We start from the raw sequence: 15,726 nt of genomic DNA on the forward strand, positions 1-15,726 counted from the left end.
ATTGGTATGAACGCCTTCAGATCGCCAGCAGCTTCATAAAATCGGGAACCGGCGTGTTCTCCAATCGCTCCTGATCCAGACACAATTCCATGATGCGCGCAGCTTGCTTGTACGGATAGCGGGTTCTGAGGCCGGCTTCGAATTTCTCCAGCAGCAGCGGAATCCCTTCCTGACGCCGCCGGGGATGGCCAAGCGGATACTCGACAACCACCTTCTCCGTCAGGCTCCCGTCCATGAAGCGTATTTGCACCGCATTCGCAATCGACCTTTTGTCCGGATCCAGATAGTCCTGGCTGAATTGCCGTTCCTCCGTTACCGTCATTCTCTCCCGCAAGTGATCGATCCGCCGATCCTGCGCAGCCGCGTCTTCGTAATGCTCCGCCGTCAGCCGGCCGTGAAGCAATCCGATCGCCACCATATATTGCAAGCAATGATCCCTGTCGGCAGGATTATGCAGCGGACCTTGCTTGCTGATAATCCGAATCGCCGCTTCATGCGTGCTCAGCGTGATTTCCGCAATCTCATCCAGTCGGTTCTTCACCTGCTCGTGCAATTGAAAGGCGCACTCCACGGCAGTCTGGGCATGGAATTCCGCCGGGAACGAAATCTTGAACAAGACGTTCTCCATCACATAGGAGCCCAGCTCACGGCCAAGCTTCAGCTCTTGCCCCTTGAACAACACATCCTGAAACCCCCAGGTCGGAGCCGACAAAGCCGAGGCATATCCCATCTCCCCCTTGACCGCCATCAGGGAAAGACGGACCGCGCGGCTCGTCGCATCGCCGGCGGCCCATGATTTGCGCGAACCGGTGTTGGGCGCATGGCGATAGGTTCTCAGGCTGGCGTTATCGATCCAGGCATTGGACAGCGCATGGATCACTTCCTGCTTGCTTCCCCCGAGCAGGGCGGTTGCCACCGCAGTGGACGCCACCTTGACCAGCAGGACATGATCGAGACCGACACGGTTAAAGCTGTTCTCGAGCGCCAGCACCCCTTGAATTTCATGCGCCTTGATCGATGCGGCAAGCACCTCCCTCATGGCAAGCGGAGCGCGCCCTTCGGCGATGCTGCTTCTTCCGACATAGTCGGCGATGGCCAATATGGCCCCCAGATTGTCCGACGGGTGCCCCCATTCCTTGGCCAGCCAGGTATCGTTGAAATCAAGCCAACGGATGAGACAGCCGATGTTGAAGGCGCCCTGGACCGGGTCCAGTTCATAAGCGGTTCCTGGCACCCGAACGCCGTTCGGCACAATCGTGCCGGGAACAATCGGGCCGAGATGCTTCGTGCATTCCGGATATTGCAAGGCCAGCAGACCGGAAGCTAGCGAATCCATCAGCACCAGACGCGCAGTCTCGTAGGCGCGTTTGCTGCGGATTTCGTACGCCGCGACGTAAGCCGCGAGTTCTTCAAGCAATCCGTCGGTTTCTTGCCGCATATTATCGTCATAGTTGCCGGACATCTTCGATATCGCCTCCAGAATGGATTGCCGTCTACAGGTGAAGGCCGCGCGGCCCCAAATAATGCACGCGCGGACGAAACAAACGATTGTTCGCATGCTGCTCCATCACGTGGGAACAGATGCCGATCGTGCGGGCAGCAAGAAAGATGGGCGTATACAGTTCAATGGGAATTCCCAACAAGTAATAGACAGGAGCGGCATAATAATCCAGGTTCGGATAAAGCCCCTTTTCCCGCTTCATCACCTCTTCGCCGATGACGCACATCTCGTACAGCTGGCGATTGCCCTTCTCTTCGATGAGCGCCAGCAGCGCCTCCTTCATCAGCAAGGCCCGGGGATCCGCCTTCTTCATGTACACCCGGTGCCCGAAGCCCATAATCCGCTCTTTATTCTTCAGCTTGCTCATGATCAATCGCTCCATGTTGTCCGGCGTCCCCGCCTCCAGAAGCATTTCCATAACAGCCTCGTTCGCGCCGCCGTGAAGCTTCCCTTTCAACGAAGCGACAGCGCCTGTCAGCGCGCCGTACATATCCGCCGTCGTTGAAGCGATCACCCTGGCCGTGAAAGTGGAATTCGGCATCTCATGCTCGGCGTATACCATCAGGGTCTGATCGAATGCGGCTTCTTCGGAGGGAGACGGCGCCTCGCCCGTAATCATATACAGGAAGTTGGCGCTGTAGCCAAGATCCTTGCGCGCGGGAACCATGGGTTTCTTGTTCATGGCGCGATAACCGCCCGCCACGATGGATGGCACTTTGCCGAGCAAGCGAATCGTCTTTCGGCGGTTGGCGTCCGGAGACAAATTGTCCAGCTCGGGATCGAAGCCGGCCAGGACAGAAATTCCCGTGCGCAGCGCATCCATGCTGTCCGTTGCGGGAGGAACGAGCTTGAATACGGACAATACCTCCTCCGGCAGCCCGTATGCATCCCTCAACTCCTGTTCAAGCTCCGCCCGTTCCTCCGGAAGCGGAAGATTTTCATTCAGGAGAAGATAGACCAGGTCGACGTATTTCATTTTCCTGGACAGCTCGATCAAGTCATATCCTCGAATCACAATCTCTTCATGCTCCACATCCAGATAAGAGAGGCGGGTTTCGCAAGCGATCACCCCGTCCAATCCGGGAAAAAAGTGTTGCGTCATGCTCCGGTCACTCCTCCCGTTTCGTCCAGTGAAATGCAATGCCGAGCGGAGCGTGCTCCTCCTCGATCAACCGTTTGTATACCATAGGGGCGTTCTCCGGAGCCGTCACTTCGGAAATCATCGGCGCAAGCTTCAATTTGCCGGCGGACAGCAGCCTGTGCAAGGTCCGAAATTCGTCTTGGCGCGTCCAGTAACCCGGATGCGAATCGCGATCGGGGCGGACGAATTGGTGAGCGCCGATCAGTGAAATGCCCGGCAGATGAACGTCCTTGTAGAAGTCCACGAAGGCGTCGTTAATTCGGGTGCAGCCGAGGAGAATGACCCTCCCCTGACGAGCGGTGCAGGCAAGCGCCTGTTTCAACGCTACAGCGACTCCGGTGACTTCGATTACGGCGTTCGCCTTGCGGCCTTGCGTCAATTCCTCCACGGCCTCCCGAAAATACTCATCCATCGGGCTAAGCGCGTGGTCTGCGCCAAGCTGCACCGACAATTGACGTCTCGCTTCATTCAAGTCAGCGGCGATGACAGGCAATCCGCCGCTCAGCTGCGCGAATTGCACGGCTAACAAACCAAGCAGCCCTTGCCCCATCACCAGAACGGATTCCCCCAATTCCAATCTGGCTTTGCGGACCCCCTGCATGGCGATGCTGGCAATTTCAAAGAAAGCGGCCTCCAGCGAAGACACTGCGGGATCCTCAATCTTGACCAAACCTTCCGCGGGCTTGACGGCATGGCTGGCATGCCCGGTATAGTAGCATATCACCCTGTCGCCCGCCTTGAGTCCTTCGACATCGGAGCCGGCTTCAAGAATGCGGCCCGAGGCGCTGTAGCCCGGGTATTGCGGGAATTTCCCGGAAGTATTGGGCATGCCCTTAAGCCACGCCTTCTCCGTACCGGCGCTGATTGCGCTGTATTCCGTCTCGATCAGGACATCTCCCGGCTTCAGCGCAGGGAGCGTGAAGTCGGCCAATTCGATCCGGCCTGCCGCAGGCCATACAACGCGATAGCCTTTCATTGAAGCACCCCTTCGACATACTTATTCATTCTTTCGTTTACACGGCTGTCTTCCCACACGGCATTGTCCGGCAGAGCGGACACCTCTTGCCTGAGACCGCCTTGAATCGTGGCAAAGTCATCTTGCTTCAATCCGGTTGCCTGCAGCACCTTGGAATTATCAACCACTCTGTTGAAGCATCTGTCGTACAACAGCTGATACCTTGCCGCTTTTGCCACAGCCGGGTCGAAAAATGACAAATACGTTTCCGTATCGACCGTGATGTAATCAAGACCGATGATTGCTTTATAATAGCCGGCGATTTCTCCCCAAGTCCGGTGTTCGGAAGTGGCAAGCGTAAAGATGTCCCTGTACGCTGCAGGGTTCAGAACGAGGCGGGACATCAGCCGGGCGACGTCGCCCGCCCAGCTCATGGTTGCCTGAACCGGCATTGCTTCCTGCGGCAGCACGATCGGCAAGTTATTTCTGGCTCTATGGACAACCGTATTCGCTTCCAGCGTGACAAGCTGGTAGCGGAGTTTCGAATACGTGATCGCCGGACGAACGATCGTCCAATTGGCAAACCTGGAGTATTGGAGCATATTTTCTTGCCGCGCCTTGTTCAGGGCGTAATCCTCCGTCGCAAGAAACTCCATATCGTCAGATACGTCAACAAGCCGATACGAAGTCTCCTTGATCGGAGAATCGCTGTTTGCGTAGACGCGATAAGAGGACAAATAAATATAATGACTCGTATTGTCCAGCAACAGCTCATATCGGTTTAGAAACTCTTTGCGGGAGTAATACATGAAGTCGACAATGGCATCGTACTTATTGGCCAGTAATTTGCGTAAAAAAGAATCATCCTTGGCGTTGGCCTGGATATAAGCAATATTCGAATTGCCGCTGATCACCTGATCCAGCGACACGACGTCTACCCGATAACCCAGTGCCGCGAGCTCCGGAACCAGGTACACGCCCATCGCGCCGGTTCCTCCCATTACCAATACTTTTTTAACCTGCCCGGTAGGCGTCATGCTCCGCATCCTCCCGTCTATAGCGCAACATCGAATCCGCAAGACTTGAGACAGGCCCGGTGGACCAACAATTCATATTCATACGTGAATGGATTTTCTTTATTCCCTCGCACCATTTCCGCGAAATCAAGCATCATCGTATCGTATCTGCCCGCCAGTTCCGGAACGACAACCTCGCGGCTGTTGTCTCTGTAATGGTTCCCATCAATATCCTCGATATAAGTCTCCCGGATTCGCGTCGGATTTTCCAACGGCTTGATCTCGATGGTTCCCTTGCTTCCGATTACCACCAGTTGACGTCTCGCATATCCGTTGCGCTCGATCGATGTGGCCTCTGCGGTGGAAATGCCGTTTTTATACCGAAATACCGCGAACCCCCGATCAACGGCATCCACTCCGTCCGCATGCGTTTTGTCGCAAAAGGAGATAATCTCCTCCGGTTTCCCCATGATGTTGATTAGGCAATCGACCATGTGGCAGCCGAGGTAATGCATAATGCCGCCTTTGAAATGGGCGAGCCATTCTCTCTTTTCCCTGGAATGATACGTATTCATAACCGCGTTGACTTCGTGGATTTCCCCGAGCTTCCCGCTTCTGACCGCCTCCATCGCGTACATAATCGCCGGATTGTACCGGTACATGTACCCGAGCTGCACAACAAGATTTCGCTGCCGGGCAACAGCCATCAGCGTCTCATATTGTTCCACGCTTTCACCGGATGGCTTGTCGAGATGGAGATGCTTGCCTGCCTGGACGCACGCAAGTCCGTAAGGGACGAGCTTCCAGTCATCCGTTTCGACGAGCACGGCATCGATCGAATCGTCCCCCAGGATGTCTTCCACCGTCAACCATTTCAAACTCCCGTAGACGGCGTTGCCGCCGAATTTGAGCTTGTTGGCTTCATCCGGCTCGGCGACCCCGACGACTTCAAACACATCCGCCAGCCGCCTTACGCTCTCCATGAATCCGCTGGCGTGATCGTGCGCAACGCCGATCTGCGCGACTCTGACCTTGGCCATCCTCTTCATCCTTTCTAAACGCCCTGTACCTTGAGCACGATCTTCCCGATGTTCTGATTGTTGGCCATGTATTCGTGCGCAGCCATCGCCTCCGTCCAATCGAACACTTTGTCCAGTACGGGCGTCAGCACGCCGGAAGCGAATTTCTCCGCAGCGAAGCGCACGAACTGCTCGGTCAAGGCGATCTTGTCCGTATAAGGGCGCGAACGCAGCGTAGAGAATATCACCTTGACTCGTTTGGACATGAAGGAGGCAATGTTCAGCTGCTCGACCTTGTTGCCTCCGAGCCCCCCGATGAGCACCCACCTGCCGTCCGAACGGATGCAGCGGAAATTTTGCTTCCAATAAGAGGCTCCGATCGGATCGAGGATGACCTCGGTTCCGCGGCCGCTCGTATACTCCAGCACCTTGTCTGCGAAGTCTTGTTCCTTGTATGGGATCAAGCACTGTGCCCCCAGCGACTTGCATACGTCCAGCTTGTTATCGGAGCCCGCAGTCGCGATCGGAATCGCCCCCGCTTCCCTGGCCAGTTGGATGGCGGCTGTCCCGACTCCGCTGGCGGCGGCGTGAATGAGCACATGCTCTCCTGCCGCCAGTCCGCCCAGAACGAACAGATTCAAGTAGGCGGTCAAAAAAACTTCCGGGATCGCAGCGGCTTCTTCGAAGGACAGTCGGTCCGGAATCGCCATGGCCATACGTGCGGGAATGACCGCCTTTTGCGCGTAGCCGCCCCCCGGCAGCAGCGCGCACACCCTGTCTCCCGCCTTCCAGCCTGTCACATGTCGTCCCGCTCGCTCCACGACACCGGCCATTTCCAATCCGATGATGTCCGACGCTCCCGGAGGAGGCGGATATTGGCCGATGCGCTGGAGCAGATCGGCACGATTCAACGCCGTCGCCCGCACGGCAACGAGTAAGTCGTCATCTCCCGGGACAGGCTCTTGCGTATGGCCCAGATACAGTCGCTGCGCCGATTCATTCAGCAAAATCGCTTTCATCCCTCTGTCCATTCCTTTCGTCGTTCTCGACGTTCCTCATCTCTGCCTTGCCGCGCTTTGCCGGGGAAGTCCCAAGACGGCATCCCCGGCAAAGATCAGCTCTTCCAAGGTCGGTCAAGATTTCCAACACCGGAACGGCCGGTTTATTTCCTCGCCGCCTGTTCGTCGTTGTAAATCTTGGTCGCTTGCGTAATCCATTCATTTCCGCCGCCATCCAGGTACTTCTTCTTGAAATCGGCGTACATCTGATCGATGGCGCCGCTGTCGGCAAGCATGGCCTTGGTCCTGAATTCTTTCTCCATGTCGCTCAGGATCTTGCCTTTCTCGACCTGTACCTGGGGAACCCCGAAAATATAAGCGCTTTTGATCGGATTATCCGTCACCAGCTTTATACCTTGCTTGGTGGCGTCATTTAACAGCGATTCTTTCATGCCATTGGTGCGATTTAACAGCACCGAATACATATAGCCGCCAAAATCCCTCAGTTTGACCGCATCATCGTAAGGAGGAATCCATTGGAACGCGCCATTCACGTATTGATAGGACGTCCCTTCGATCCCCGCCCATGTCATCGCGTCCCCTTCCTTGCTGACCAGGAAGTCCAGCATTTTCATAACCGCTGCGGGGTCCTTGGCTTTGCTGGATACGACCGCATAGGAGCCTGCATCGGCAGCGACTACTTTCGGATACCCGCCGAAGCCTTGAGGTCCTTTCAGGACGACATACACAAACTGCGGTTTCGGATTTTCCACGTATCGGGTCAACCAGTTTTGCGTCGTACCTTCGGCATTGAAATTATAGGCCCCGACTTTGCCGTTGAAAAACTTGGTAACGGATTGAAGGTAGGGGATGGTGGCCACTTCCGGCTCTATCAGCCCTGCATGAAACAATTTGTTCAAATATTTTACCGCATCCACATACCCCGGGCTCAGCATCCAGGGGGTCACTTTGCCATCCACGAGCATGGCCTGCCCCAGAGGGACATTAAAGGCTCCGAATATGCCCGTAAAGTTGGAATCGGTATCCATGGCCGCTCCCAAACCGATGGTATCTTTTTTTCCATTGCCGTCCGGGTCGTCATTCACGAATCCTTGCAGCACTTTCTCGAATTCATCCAGTGTAGTCGGTACCGGCAATTTCAATTTATCCAGCCAATCCTTGCGGATCGCCAAGGCGTTGCCGAGAACGGAGATACTCGGAATTCCGTAAACTTTGCCGCCTACAAAGGCGGTGCCACGCAAATCCGGTCCTTTGTTCTCCTTGATATTCGGACCGTATTTGGCGATCAAATCATCCAAAGGCATAATCACGCCGTTAGCGACCAATTCCTGAATCTTGGTTTTGCTGACACTGAAGATGTCCGGCGCCTGTCCCGAAACAAGCAGTGTATTCAGCCGCTTCTCATAATCGGCGCTCGCAACGGATTCCACCTGGAAATCGACGCCCGATTTTTGCCGGATGGCTTTGATAACCGGATTCTCCGTGGGAAAGTTGGTCGCGGTGTTTAATAATGCCGTAACGACCGGCATCTTGCCGTTAGCCGCAGGAGCCGAAGTACTGGGCGCAGGTTGCTTGGAACCGGCGGCCGGCTCCGGGCTCGTGCCCCCCGTTGCCGACTTCCCTCCACTGCTGCATGCAGCTACCAACAGCGTGCAGACAATTAAAACCGCAGTAGTTCCAGTGAAACTATACTTTGCTTTTTTTTGCATATTTACCCTCCTCCTTTTGGCGTACATAGCATCCAGTCATTCGCCGAGGCAGATGGGAATTCCGCGATGCTATTTTGAAAAAAGCGCTTGCATAAACCGATGTGCACTTCCAGCTTGCCGCCATCATCCTTTCACCGAGCCGATCAACACCCCCTTCACGTAATATTTCTGCAGGAATGGATAGAGGAGCAGCATCGGAATCATAGCGGCCACAATCGTCGCCATCTTCACAGACTCTTCCGATACCTTCGCCGTACTCGCGGTATCCTCCATCGACCGGGTCGATTCCATTGCGCTGAAGTTCATCATATTTCGCAAGAATACCGTCAGCACCTGTTTCTCCTGGGTGTGGATGTACAGCACCGCATCGAAGTATGCATTCCAGTGATACACGCCATAGAACAGTGTAATCGCCGCCAGAACCGGGAGAGACACCGGAATGATGATCCAGAACAGCGTGCGCATGGGCGTCGCGCCGTCTATGTTGGCCGATTCCTCCAATTCCGGCGGGATGCTCTGGAAGTAGTTCTTCATAATGAAGAAATTCCACGCGCTGATCGCCGACGGAACGATAAGCGCCCACAGGGTATCCACCATGCCAAGCGAGTTGACCAGCAAATAGGTCGGGATCATCCCGCCGCTGAACAGCATCGTAAAAAAGATTAGGAGCGTGATCGGCGTTCGCCAGATGAATCGGCGAACCGACAGCGGGTAAGCCAGCAGGGCGGTAAAAAACAGGTTGACGCTCGTTCCCGCAGCCAGACGGAACAAGGAATTGCCATAGGCGTGGAAGATGCTGGAGTTGCGGAACAGCAGTTTATAGGAATCCAGGGAATAACCCTTGGGATAGAGGAACAAGCCTCCGCCCATCGCCTTCGGCGGATCGCTGAACGAATACATCAACACATGCCAGAAGGGATACAGGGTAATGATCATGATCAGGAGCAGAATGGCGCACAAGACCCATTGCCCCCATCGAATATCGTTGTTGCGTCCCAATGCCGTTCGCCTCCCAGGAGTGATGCTTCCATCAGATAAGGCCGCTGTCCGGATCGATTTTTTTGGCGATGTAGTTCGTCGTGATCACGAGGATCAATCCGACGACCGATTTGAACACGCCGGAAGCGGTGGCCAAATCGTACTTGGCGCTTTCGAATGCCAGCTTATACAGGAAAGTATCGAGAATTTCACTGACGGAGTACACTGCCGGATTGTACAAGGCGTACACCTGCTCCAGGCCAACATTCAAGAAATTGCCGACATGGAAGATCAGCAGGATGACGATCGTGGTGCGCAGGCCGGGCAGCGTGATATGCCAGATCTGCCGCCACTTTCTGGCCCCGTCGACCTCCGCCGCCTCATAGAGATGGGGATCGATCGTAACGATCGTGGCCAGGTACAGCACCGTGCCGAAGCCCGCCTCCTTCCAGATGCTCGACGCGATCAGCACCGAGCGAAAGTAATCCGCGCTGGCCATCAGGTTGATCACGCTGTCGTGATAGCCGAACCATACGGCCACCTCCTTCACGACCCCGGTCGTGGGCGAGAGAATGGCATACATGATGCCTCCGATGACAATCCACGAAACGAAGTGAGGCAGGTAAATAGCCGTTTGGACCAATTTCTTGTAGGCAACATGCCGAAGCTCATTAATCAGCAAGGACAGAATGATCGGCGCCGGGAAGACGAAGAGCAATTGATAACACCCGAGGATGACTGTATTCCACAGTGCGCGTCGGAAGCCGGACATCCCGAACAGCGTATGAAAGTTGTCGAGCCCGATCCAGGGGCTCGCAAACACACCCTTGTAAATGTTGTAATGCTTGAACGCCACCACGATGCCGTACATCGGACCGTAATGGAATAAGGCGAAGTACAGAATGCCCGGCAGGGCGATGAAATAGAGCCATTTGTCTTTTTTGATCCGGCTTGCTATTTCCGCAGAATGCTTCATGTCAAATTGGTATCCCCTTCCGGCATGGCTTATTAAAACGCTTTCTTGAATAGAGTGTACTTCATAATGCCAATCAGATAAAATAGATATTATTCATACCGATATGAATGGAAGTCATACCCTGCAGATCATCAGACCGGAGGGAACCCCATGCAAATAGAACAATTGCGCTATTTGGTTGAAATCGCGCGATCCGGCTCCGTTTCGGCTGCCGCTCGCAATCTGCACGTGTCCCAATCCGCGATCAGCAAGTCCTTGCTGCGATTTGAAGACCATCTGGGTTCCCCCCTGTTTATTCGCTTGCAATCCGGCGTCACACCAACCGAAACGGGAAAGCGTATCATTGCGAAAGCAGATGAAATCTTGGAACAACTGCAGGAGTTCGATGAATGGATCGAGGAGTGCAAAGGAGCCGCCAGCAACAAAATATCGCTTGCCTGCGTTCCGTTATTCACCCCGATCCTGTCGGAGTCGCTGGAATTATTGATGCAGAATAATCCGAAATTGCAAATAGACATCACGGAGAAAAAGTCGAAGGAAATTATGCAAGACGTTATGCAGCATGTCATTCATGTCGGCTTTATGGTTGTCAATCCGAATCTGACGAAGGAGCCAGATTTGAAATGCAATGTATTGCTCGAAAGCAATATGTATGTATGCGTCAACAAACGTAATCTTCTCGCGGATCGGGAACAGTTATACCCGGAGGATCTGCTGAATTTGAGTCTCATCAGCTACAACTGCAATATGGTCGATTGGCTGAATTATTATTTCAATGATGACTCTTTCCAATATTCCGTCGTAACCAACAACCTGGATTACATTAAACGCAAGGTAGCGCAAGATGCGGCGATCAGCATAATACCCGAGCTTGTTATTCGCAACCATAACTTCCTGGAGAACGGCAACATTGCTGCTGTCAAACTGATGTTGAACGATCAGCCCTTCAAAATGCAGGTCGCCTCGGTGCGACTGAAAAAGTACGCACTGCCCAGAATCGTTCGAGATCTGCTTCAAAACATGAAAGCCCCGGATCCATCCGGTTCCGGGGCTTCTGTCCTTGCTCCACTTTAATTTCGCCTGCTTGGTGCAGCCGTTCTCAAGCGTATGTGTCCATTTCCCATCGTTATCCGCTTACCGATCAGCCGGATAAACCGCCCCCCCTTGCACGTGCGCGGCGTTTCAAGCGTCTGCATAATGGCCAGTGTTGCGTTCAGAGGTATACCCGCGCTATCTACCTTCATACAGAATACAGACACTGCATGGCTTCTCTAACTTCGCATCCTCCAAAGCTATGACCGGACGATGGCAGTTTTCGAATCTTTCGGCGCGCCTGCAAAGGCGCCGATTTGGGTTTGGCTGCTCCACTCACAAGAGTTACTGCGGTTAAACAACAAAACATATATAGTCAACACGCATTCCACCGCTTCGCTCTACCAAGCCTTCGAGCCTGAAACCGCTTAGCCAAGCGATTGGAGGATACACTACACACCCAAGCATGGGAGTTGGCTGAATATTGCAGAAATTAAACTTAGTGTGATGACCAGCCAATGCCTGGGTTGACGCATTCCTTCGATTTCCGAAATAGTTCAGGAACTGTCGGCGTGGGAACGTACTCCCCGTAGATCAAGCTGTTTGTACACACTTTGTTGATCAACCGGGCCGCGCCGCCCGAGAACTGGCAGATGACGTCGATCGCACCATCGGAGAACATGTCGTGCTCACTTCCCGCATAGGCCAGATGTCTGGCCATATACGCACCCGTCTGCGCCCGATCATAATAGTGAAGCTTGCACTGCAGGTCAATCCGCTGCCGGATCGCCGTGTACGCCTGCATTCTGAGGCGGTCCCACAACTCACTTTGTCCCACCAGCATTAGCGTCATTGGGCTTTCCGAGTCCATCCTGACGTTAAGCAGAAACCGGACCTCCTCCAGCATCTCCCGATCGAGCAGATGCACCTCATCGACAATGACACACGGTTTGACGTGGTGCATCCCGCGCAACAGTTCAATTTCGCGGTGCAGTTGCCGTTTCGCGTCGCCGCGGTAAAACTTCAATTCACAGCCCAACTGTTCCAGCACACCCTTGTAGAAATGGCGAGGTGTGAGCTTGGAGTCCGACACATACAGCACTTTGTACTTCGCCGCATCCAACGCCGCCGTAATCCGGCGGATCGCGGTCGTTTTTCCCGTTCCGCAGTCTCCCGTAACAATAGCAAACCACTGGCGCTGCGCCGCGTAGGTCAGGCGCTCCAGCGTTTCTTCCAGCATCACCGGCATATACAGTTCATCGGTCGGTATATCCCGTGTAAACGGCGTATGGCGAAGGCCGTAGAACGCTTCAAACATCGCGCTTCCCCTCCTTGTGAATGGCGCGGAAGGAGATGGCGGGCGTTTGTCGTTCCTGACGCTGGGCCTGCTGCTTCTGGGCTCCGCGCAACAAGCGCGAGGCTTCTGCCGCTTTCGGCTGCAGGTGCTCCGGGAGAGCGGGTCGCTGAGCCACACCCCAAACAGCCCATTCAGTTGCTCCAACGTCTTCGATTTTTCCAGGGCCACTTCATTTAAAAAGGAATCGATGACGCCGTTCAGTCGCTCAATTTTTCCTTTTGATTCCGGAGACAGCGGTTGGCAAAAAGAAGGCGAATCCCCAGCTTGGAACAGGTGCGTGTCATCCACTTTGTTTTATATTGTTTCCCCTGATCGAAGTAGACCGCCTGAGGTGCACCGTACTTCTGAATCGTTTTGCGAAAGCAATCTTCCACGATCGTCTGGTCGAACAACGCGAAAAATTCCCATGTAGCACCAGCCGTGAGGCATCATCCTCAAACAGAACGAGATAGACTTGCTTCTTTTCGCCGCTGGGCCCGATGGGCAGGTAGGGTCCATATTTGATGTCCGACTGCGCCAGCGCCATGCGGCAACGCTTCTGAAAACGCCTTGCGGCCACCCCCTTGCTTTCATAGAGTCGCATTTGCCGGGAACTGTACCCGCTCTGGGTGAGCTTCTCCTGCAGGGTGCTGCGCTTCACTTCACCCGGTTTGACGCGTCCTTCCCACTCCAGTATCTGAATGATCTGCCGCACACTGCGGCTGGGCACCTCGCGACGGAGCAAGATCGCTTGTTCCAATACGGCCGGGACGATCACGGCATCTACGCGCTGCCGACCTCGGGGGTTAGGCTTCAATCCGGCAAAGCCTCCCACCTGATACTGCGCAAATACCGGCGCAAGGTACGCTCGGATACCCCCGTCTGTTCACAAAGAGAGGCCTTGATTTGACTCGCCTTGGCTGAATCCAGCCCTTCCGCTAACAACGGCGACAGCAACTGAACGCGCTGTGCGGCGATTTCTTCCGCTTTCTTCTGATCCTTCCTGTCTGATGCCCCTTTCTCTCGGATTGTGGATGAGTTTACTCCGAAAGGGGCCGGACAGAAAGGCAGAACGGGTCTGTGACCCACAAATGCGAATTGGCGATCGGCCGGACAGCTCGTTTCAGCCATCCGGCAGCATCGCCTACAAATGGTCCGAGTAAGGCGCGTGCAGATTGAGGTCGAATGGACGGTTCAACCACAGGGAGCTCAAAACGCTTGGCAATGGCTTGCAGGCAGCCTGCCGCGATGTCGATCCAGGCCGGCACTGAGACCGCTCTCTCGATGCTTTCCGCATCGTACCGTTTGTAGGGCACAAGCATGTCCGGCAACTCATGGTGAATTCGCTCACATGCCTTGCAGTAAAGCCTGCGAATGATAAGCGTTCGCTTCTCTCCCGAGCTCACGTAACATACTCTCGGACGACTACCCACCGCGCCTAAGCATCCGCCACAACAGGGCGTAGCCACCTGCCCGCACACTTAAAAAAACGCCGCTTCACGGCTCCTTTTCAAGTAACGTATATGTTGATACAATAACCATACTCGTAGTGAAAAACGCCGCTTGTGATACTGTTCCCGCAGTATCCATCCCATAGCGGCGTTTTTTCTTTTCCCCCTTGCTATTCTTCTTGGTCATTATATCGGTCAACCGCCGGACAGGCATTAACGTCAGCTTTCGGACTTTTTCATTCAGCGGAAACAGTATACGGCAACAAATACTGTTCATAAAGTTCTTGTAGGACCTGCAAACTAATGTCTGTAATTAACGGTTTGGTTGTCCGGGCCATTAGTTGTTCAAGTGTAAGCACCATTATTCAGCGTCTCCTTGCACGAAAAAAGCCCTGATGCTTTCGACATCAGAGCTGTTCTTGTTGGGTAGTAAAAGCGTTCGGTAAACTCGGAGATTATGGTCCCCCCGGCAGGGAACACCACGTTGCCAATGGTGCGAGCAGAATGCTCCAGTGATTATCTTGTTCAAACATTATAACCCTAATTCCTTATTCATGCAATGATTATTATATACGTCTGTTATTGTATTAGTCATGCTAAATAAATAAAACCCTTCTTTGAAGGGCAAATGAAACAGAGTTGTGGTGCGCGTAGAGGGACTTGAACCCCCACGGTCGCCCGCCAGATCCTAAGTCTGGTGCGTCTGCCAATTCCGCCATACGCGCAAGCGCAATTCATCCCGTCAATAACTTGCGATGTCAATCTTCATTGGATAAAACATGAGCCATGTAGGACTCGAACCTACGACACCCTGATTAAAAGTCAGGTGCTCTACCGACTGAGCTAATGGCTCAAATGGCTGGGGATCTAGGATTCGAACCTAGGCATGACGGAGTCAAAGTCCGTTGCCTTACCGCTTGGCTAATCCCCAATGTGCTTGTCTTACGGCTGAGCAGCCGAAGCAAACAATCGACGGGCGCAAGTCTTATGTATGCCCGAGCTTAAAGGAACAATGGTGACCCGTAGGGGATTCGAACCCCTGTTACCTCCGTGAAAGGGAGGTGTCTTAACCCCTTGACCAACGGGCCGTAAATCTGGAGCTTCCAACCGGAATCGAACCGGTGACCTCATCCTTACCATGGATGCACTCTACCTACTGAGCTATGGAAGCAAGTGGCTCCCCGAGCAGGACTCGAACCTGCGACAACTCGATTAACAGTCGAGTGCTCTACCGACTGAGCTATCAGGGAATATGCCTTCATGATTCAGGGACTTGCGCCCTGAAAACTGGATACGAAACGAATGTCATGCACACAAGGTTTGAAGCATACGCTTCCGAAGCCGTCTTTACCTGTCGGTAAAGCCGTTTAGGATAAGCCCTCGACCGATTAGTATTCGTCAGCTGCACGCATTGCTGCGCTTCCACTCCGAACCTATCCACCTCGTCGTCTACAAGGGGTCTTACGTACTGGGAAATCTCATCTTGAGGGGGGCTTCACGCTTAGATGCTTTCAGCGCTTATCCCGTCCGTACTTGGCTACCCAGCGGTGCTCCTGGCGGAACAACTGGTACACCAGCGGTACGTCCATCCCG

The 15,726-nt window shown here is 54.0% G+C and carries 12 protein-coding genes, 6 tRNA genes, 1 rRNA gene and 2 pseudogenes; 2 read left to right on the plus strand and 19 right to left on the minus strand.

Going from position 1 to position 15,726, the window contains the following annotated elements; genetic code table 11:
- Positions 1-16: 16 nt before the first annotated feature.
- The 9 genes from EXY20_RS05295 to EXY20_RS05335 form a co-directional block, all read right to left on the minus strand.
- The gene (locus tag EXY20_RS05295; RefSeq protein ID WP_135548384.1) at positions 17-1,462 is read right to left on the minus strand and encodes a bifunctional 2-methylcitrate dehydratase/aconitate hydratase; all 1,446 of its coding nucleotides are present in this window, start codon (positions 1,460-1,462) and stop codon (positions 17-19) included.
- A 31-nt stretch (positions 1,463-1,493) separates the two neighbouring features.
- Positions 1,494-2,603, minus strand: a complete 1,110-nt coding sequence (gene mmgD, locus EXY20_RS05300; RefSeq protein ID WP_135548386.1) for a citrate synthase — start codon at positions 2,601-2,603, stop codon at positions 1,494-1,496.
- Between the two features lie 7 nt (positions 2,604-2,610).
- Positions 2,611-3,618, minus strand: coding sequence for a zinc-dependent alcohol dehydrogenase (locus EXY20_RS05305; protein ID WP_135548388.1), 1,008 nt, complete (start codon positions 3,616-3,618; stop codon positions 2,611-2,613).
- A complete protein-coding gene (locus EXY20_RS05310; RefSeq protein ID WP_167859001.1) occupies positions 3,615-4,634 on the minus strand; it encodes an NAD-dependent epimerase/dehydratase family protein in 1,020 nt (339 codons plus the stop codon). The genes EXY20_RS05305 and EXY20_RS05310 overlap by 4 nt, the downstream gene beginning before the upstream one ends.
- 17 nt (positions 4,635-4,651) lie before the next feature.
- Positions 4,652-5,653, minus strand: coding sequence for a Gfo/Idh/MocA family protein (locus tag EXY20_RS05315; RefSeq protein WP_167859002.1), 1,002 nt, complete (start codon positions 5,651-5,653; stop codon positions 4,652-4,654).
- A 14-nt stretch (positions 5,654-5,667) separates the two neighbouring features.
- Positions 5,668-6,651, minus strand: a complete 984-nt coding sequence (locus EXY20_RS05320) for an NAD(P)H-quinone oxidoreductase (protein WP_135548396.1) — start codon at positions 6,649-6,651, stop codon at positions 5,668-5,670.
- A gap of 143 nt (positions 6,652-6,794) precedes the next feature.
- Entirely contained in the window at positions 6,795-8,360 is a 1,566-nt protein-coding gene (locus EXY20_RS05325) for an extracellular solute-binding protein (protein WP_167859003.1), read from the minus strand.
- A gap of 123 nt (positions 8,361-8,483) precedes the next feature.
- Positions 8,484-9,359 carry a carbohydrate ABC transporter permease gene (locus EXY20_RS05330; protein ID WP_235885361.1) on the minus strand — a complete coding sequence of 292 codons (876 nt, stop codon included), beginning with the start codon at positions 9,357-9,359 and terminating at the stop codon, positions 8,484-8,486.
- Positions 9,360-9,390: 31 nt separating this feature from the next.
- Positions 9,391-10,314 carry an ABC transporter permease gene (locus tag EXY20_RS05335; protein WP_135548400.1) on the minus strand — a complete coding sequence of 308 codons (924 nt, stop codon included), beginning with the start codon at positions 10,312-10,314 and terminating at the stop codon, positions 9,391-9,393.
- Positions 10,315-10,464: 150 nt separating this feature from the next.
- Here EXY20_RS05335 and EXY20_RS05340 point away from each other — a divergent pair, with 150 nt between their 5' ends.
- A complete protein-coding gene (locus tag EXY20_RS05340) occupies positions 10,465-11,388 on the plus strand; it encodes a LysR family transcriptional regulator (protein WP_135548402.1) in 924 nt (307 codons plus the stop codon).
- Between the two features lie 333 nt (positions 11,389-11,721).
- A pseudogene (locus tag EXY20_RS39700) lies at positions 11,722-11,871 on the plus strand (IS630 family transposase); the annotation flags it as partial.
- Here the strand turns inward: EXY20_RS39700 and EXY20_RS05345 are convergent.
- The 10 genes and pseudogenes from EXY20_RS05345 to EXY20_RS05390 all read right to left on the minus strand — a co-directional run.
- Positions 11,846-12,664 carry an ExeA family protein gene (locus tag EXY20_RS05345; protein WP_135548404.1) on the minus strand — a complete coding sequence of 273 codons (819 nt, stop codon included), beginning with the start codon at positions 12,662-12,664 and terminating at the stop codon, positions 11,846-11,848. The pseudogene EXY20_RS39700 and the gene EXY20_RS05345 sit on opposite strands and share 26 nt — an antisense overlap.
- Positions 12,665-12,706: 42 nt before the next feature.
- A pseudogene (locus EXY20_RS40780) lies at positions 12,707-13,711 on the minus strand (DDE-type integrase/transposase/recombinase); the annotation flags it as partial.
- Between the two features lie 11 nt (positions 13,712-13,722).
- Positions 13,723-14,163, minus strand: a complete 441-nt coding sequence (locus EXY20_RS39710) for a DUF6431 domain-containing protein (RefSeq protein WP_328592491.1) — start codon at positions 14,161-14,163, stop codon at positions 13,723-13,725.
- Positions 14,164-14,775: 612 nt separating this feature from the next.
- A tRNA-Leu gene (locus EXY20_RS05360) sits at positions 14,776-14,858 on the minus strand.
- A 55-nt stretch (positions 14,859-14,913) separates the two neighbouring features.
- Positions 14,914-14,986, minus strand: a tRNA-Lys gene (locus EXY20_RS05365).
- Positions 14,987-14,989: 3 nt separating this feature from the next.
- Positions 14,990-15,064 (minus strand) — tRNA-Gln (locus tag EXY20_RS05370).
- Between the two features lie 82 nt (positions 15,065-15,146).
- A tRNA-Glu gene (locus tag EXY20_RS05375) sits at positions 15,147-15,221 on the minus strand.
- 7 nt (positions 15,222-15,228) lie between these two features.
- A tRNA-Thr gene (locus EXY20_RS05380) sits at positions 15,229-15,304 on the minus strand.
- A 3-nt stretch (positions 15,305-15,307) separates the two neighbouring features.
- Positions 15,308-15,383 (minus strand) — tRNA-Asn (locus EXY20_RS05385).
- A gap of 118 nt (positions 15,384-15,501) precedes the next feature.
- A 23S ribosomal RNA gene (locus EXY20_RS05390) occupies positions 15,502-15,726 on the minus strand; the annotation flags it as partial.

Origin of the sequence: Paenibacillus cymbidii, from assembly GCF_004764705.1 — a bacterium.
GTDB lineage: Bacteria > Bacillota > Bacilli > Paenibacillales > NBRC-103111 > Paenibacillus_AN > Paenibacillus_AN cymbidii.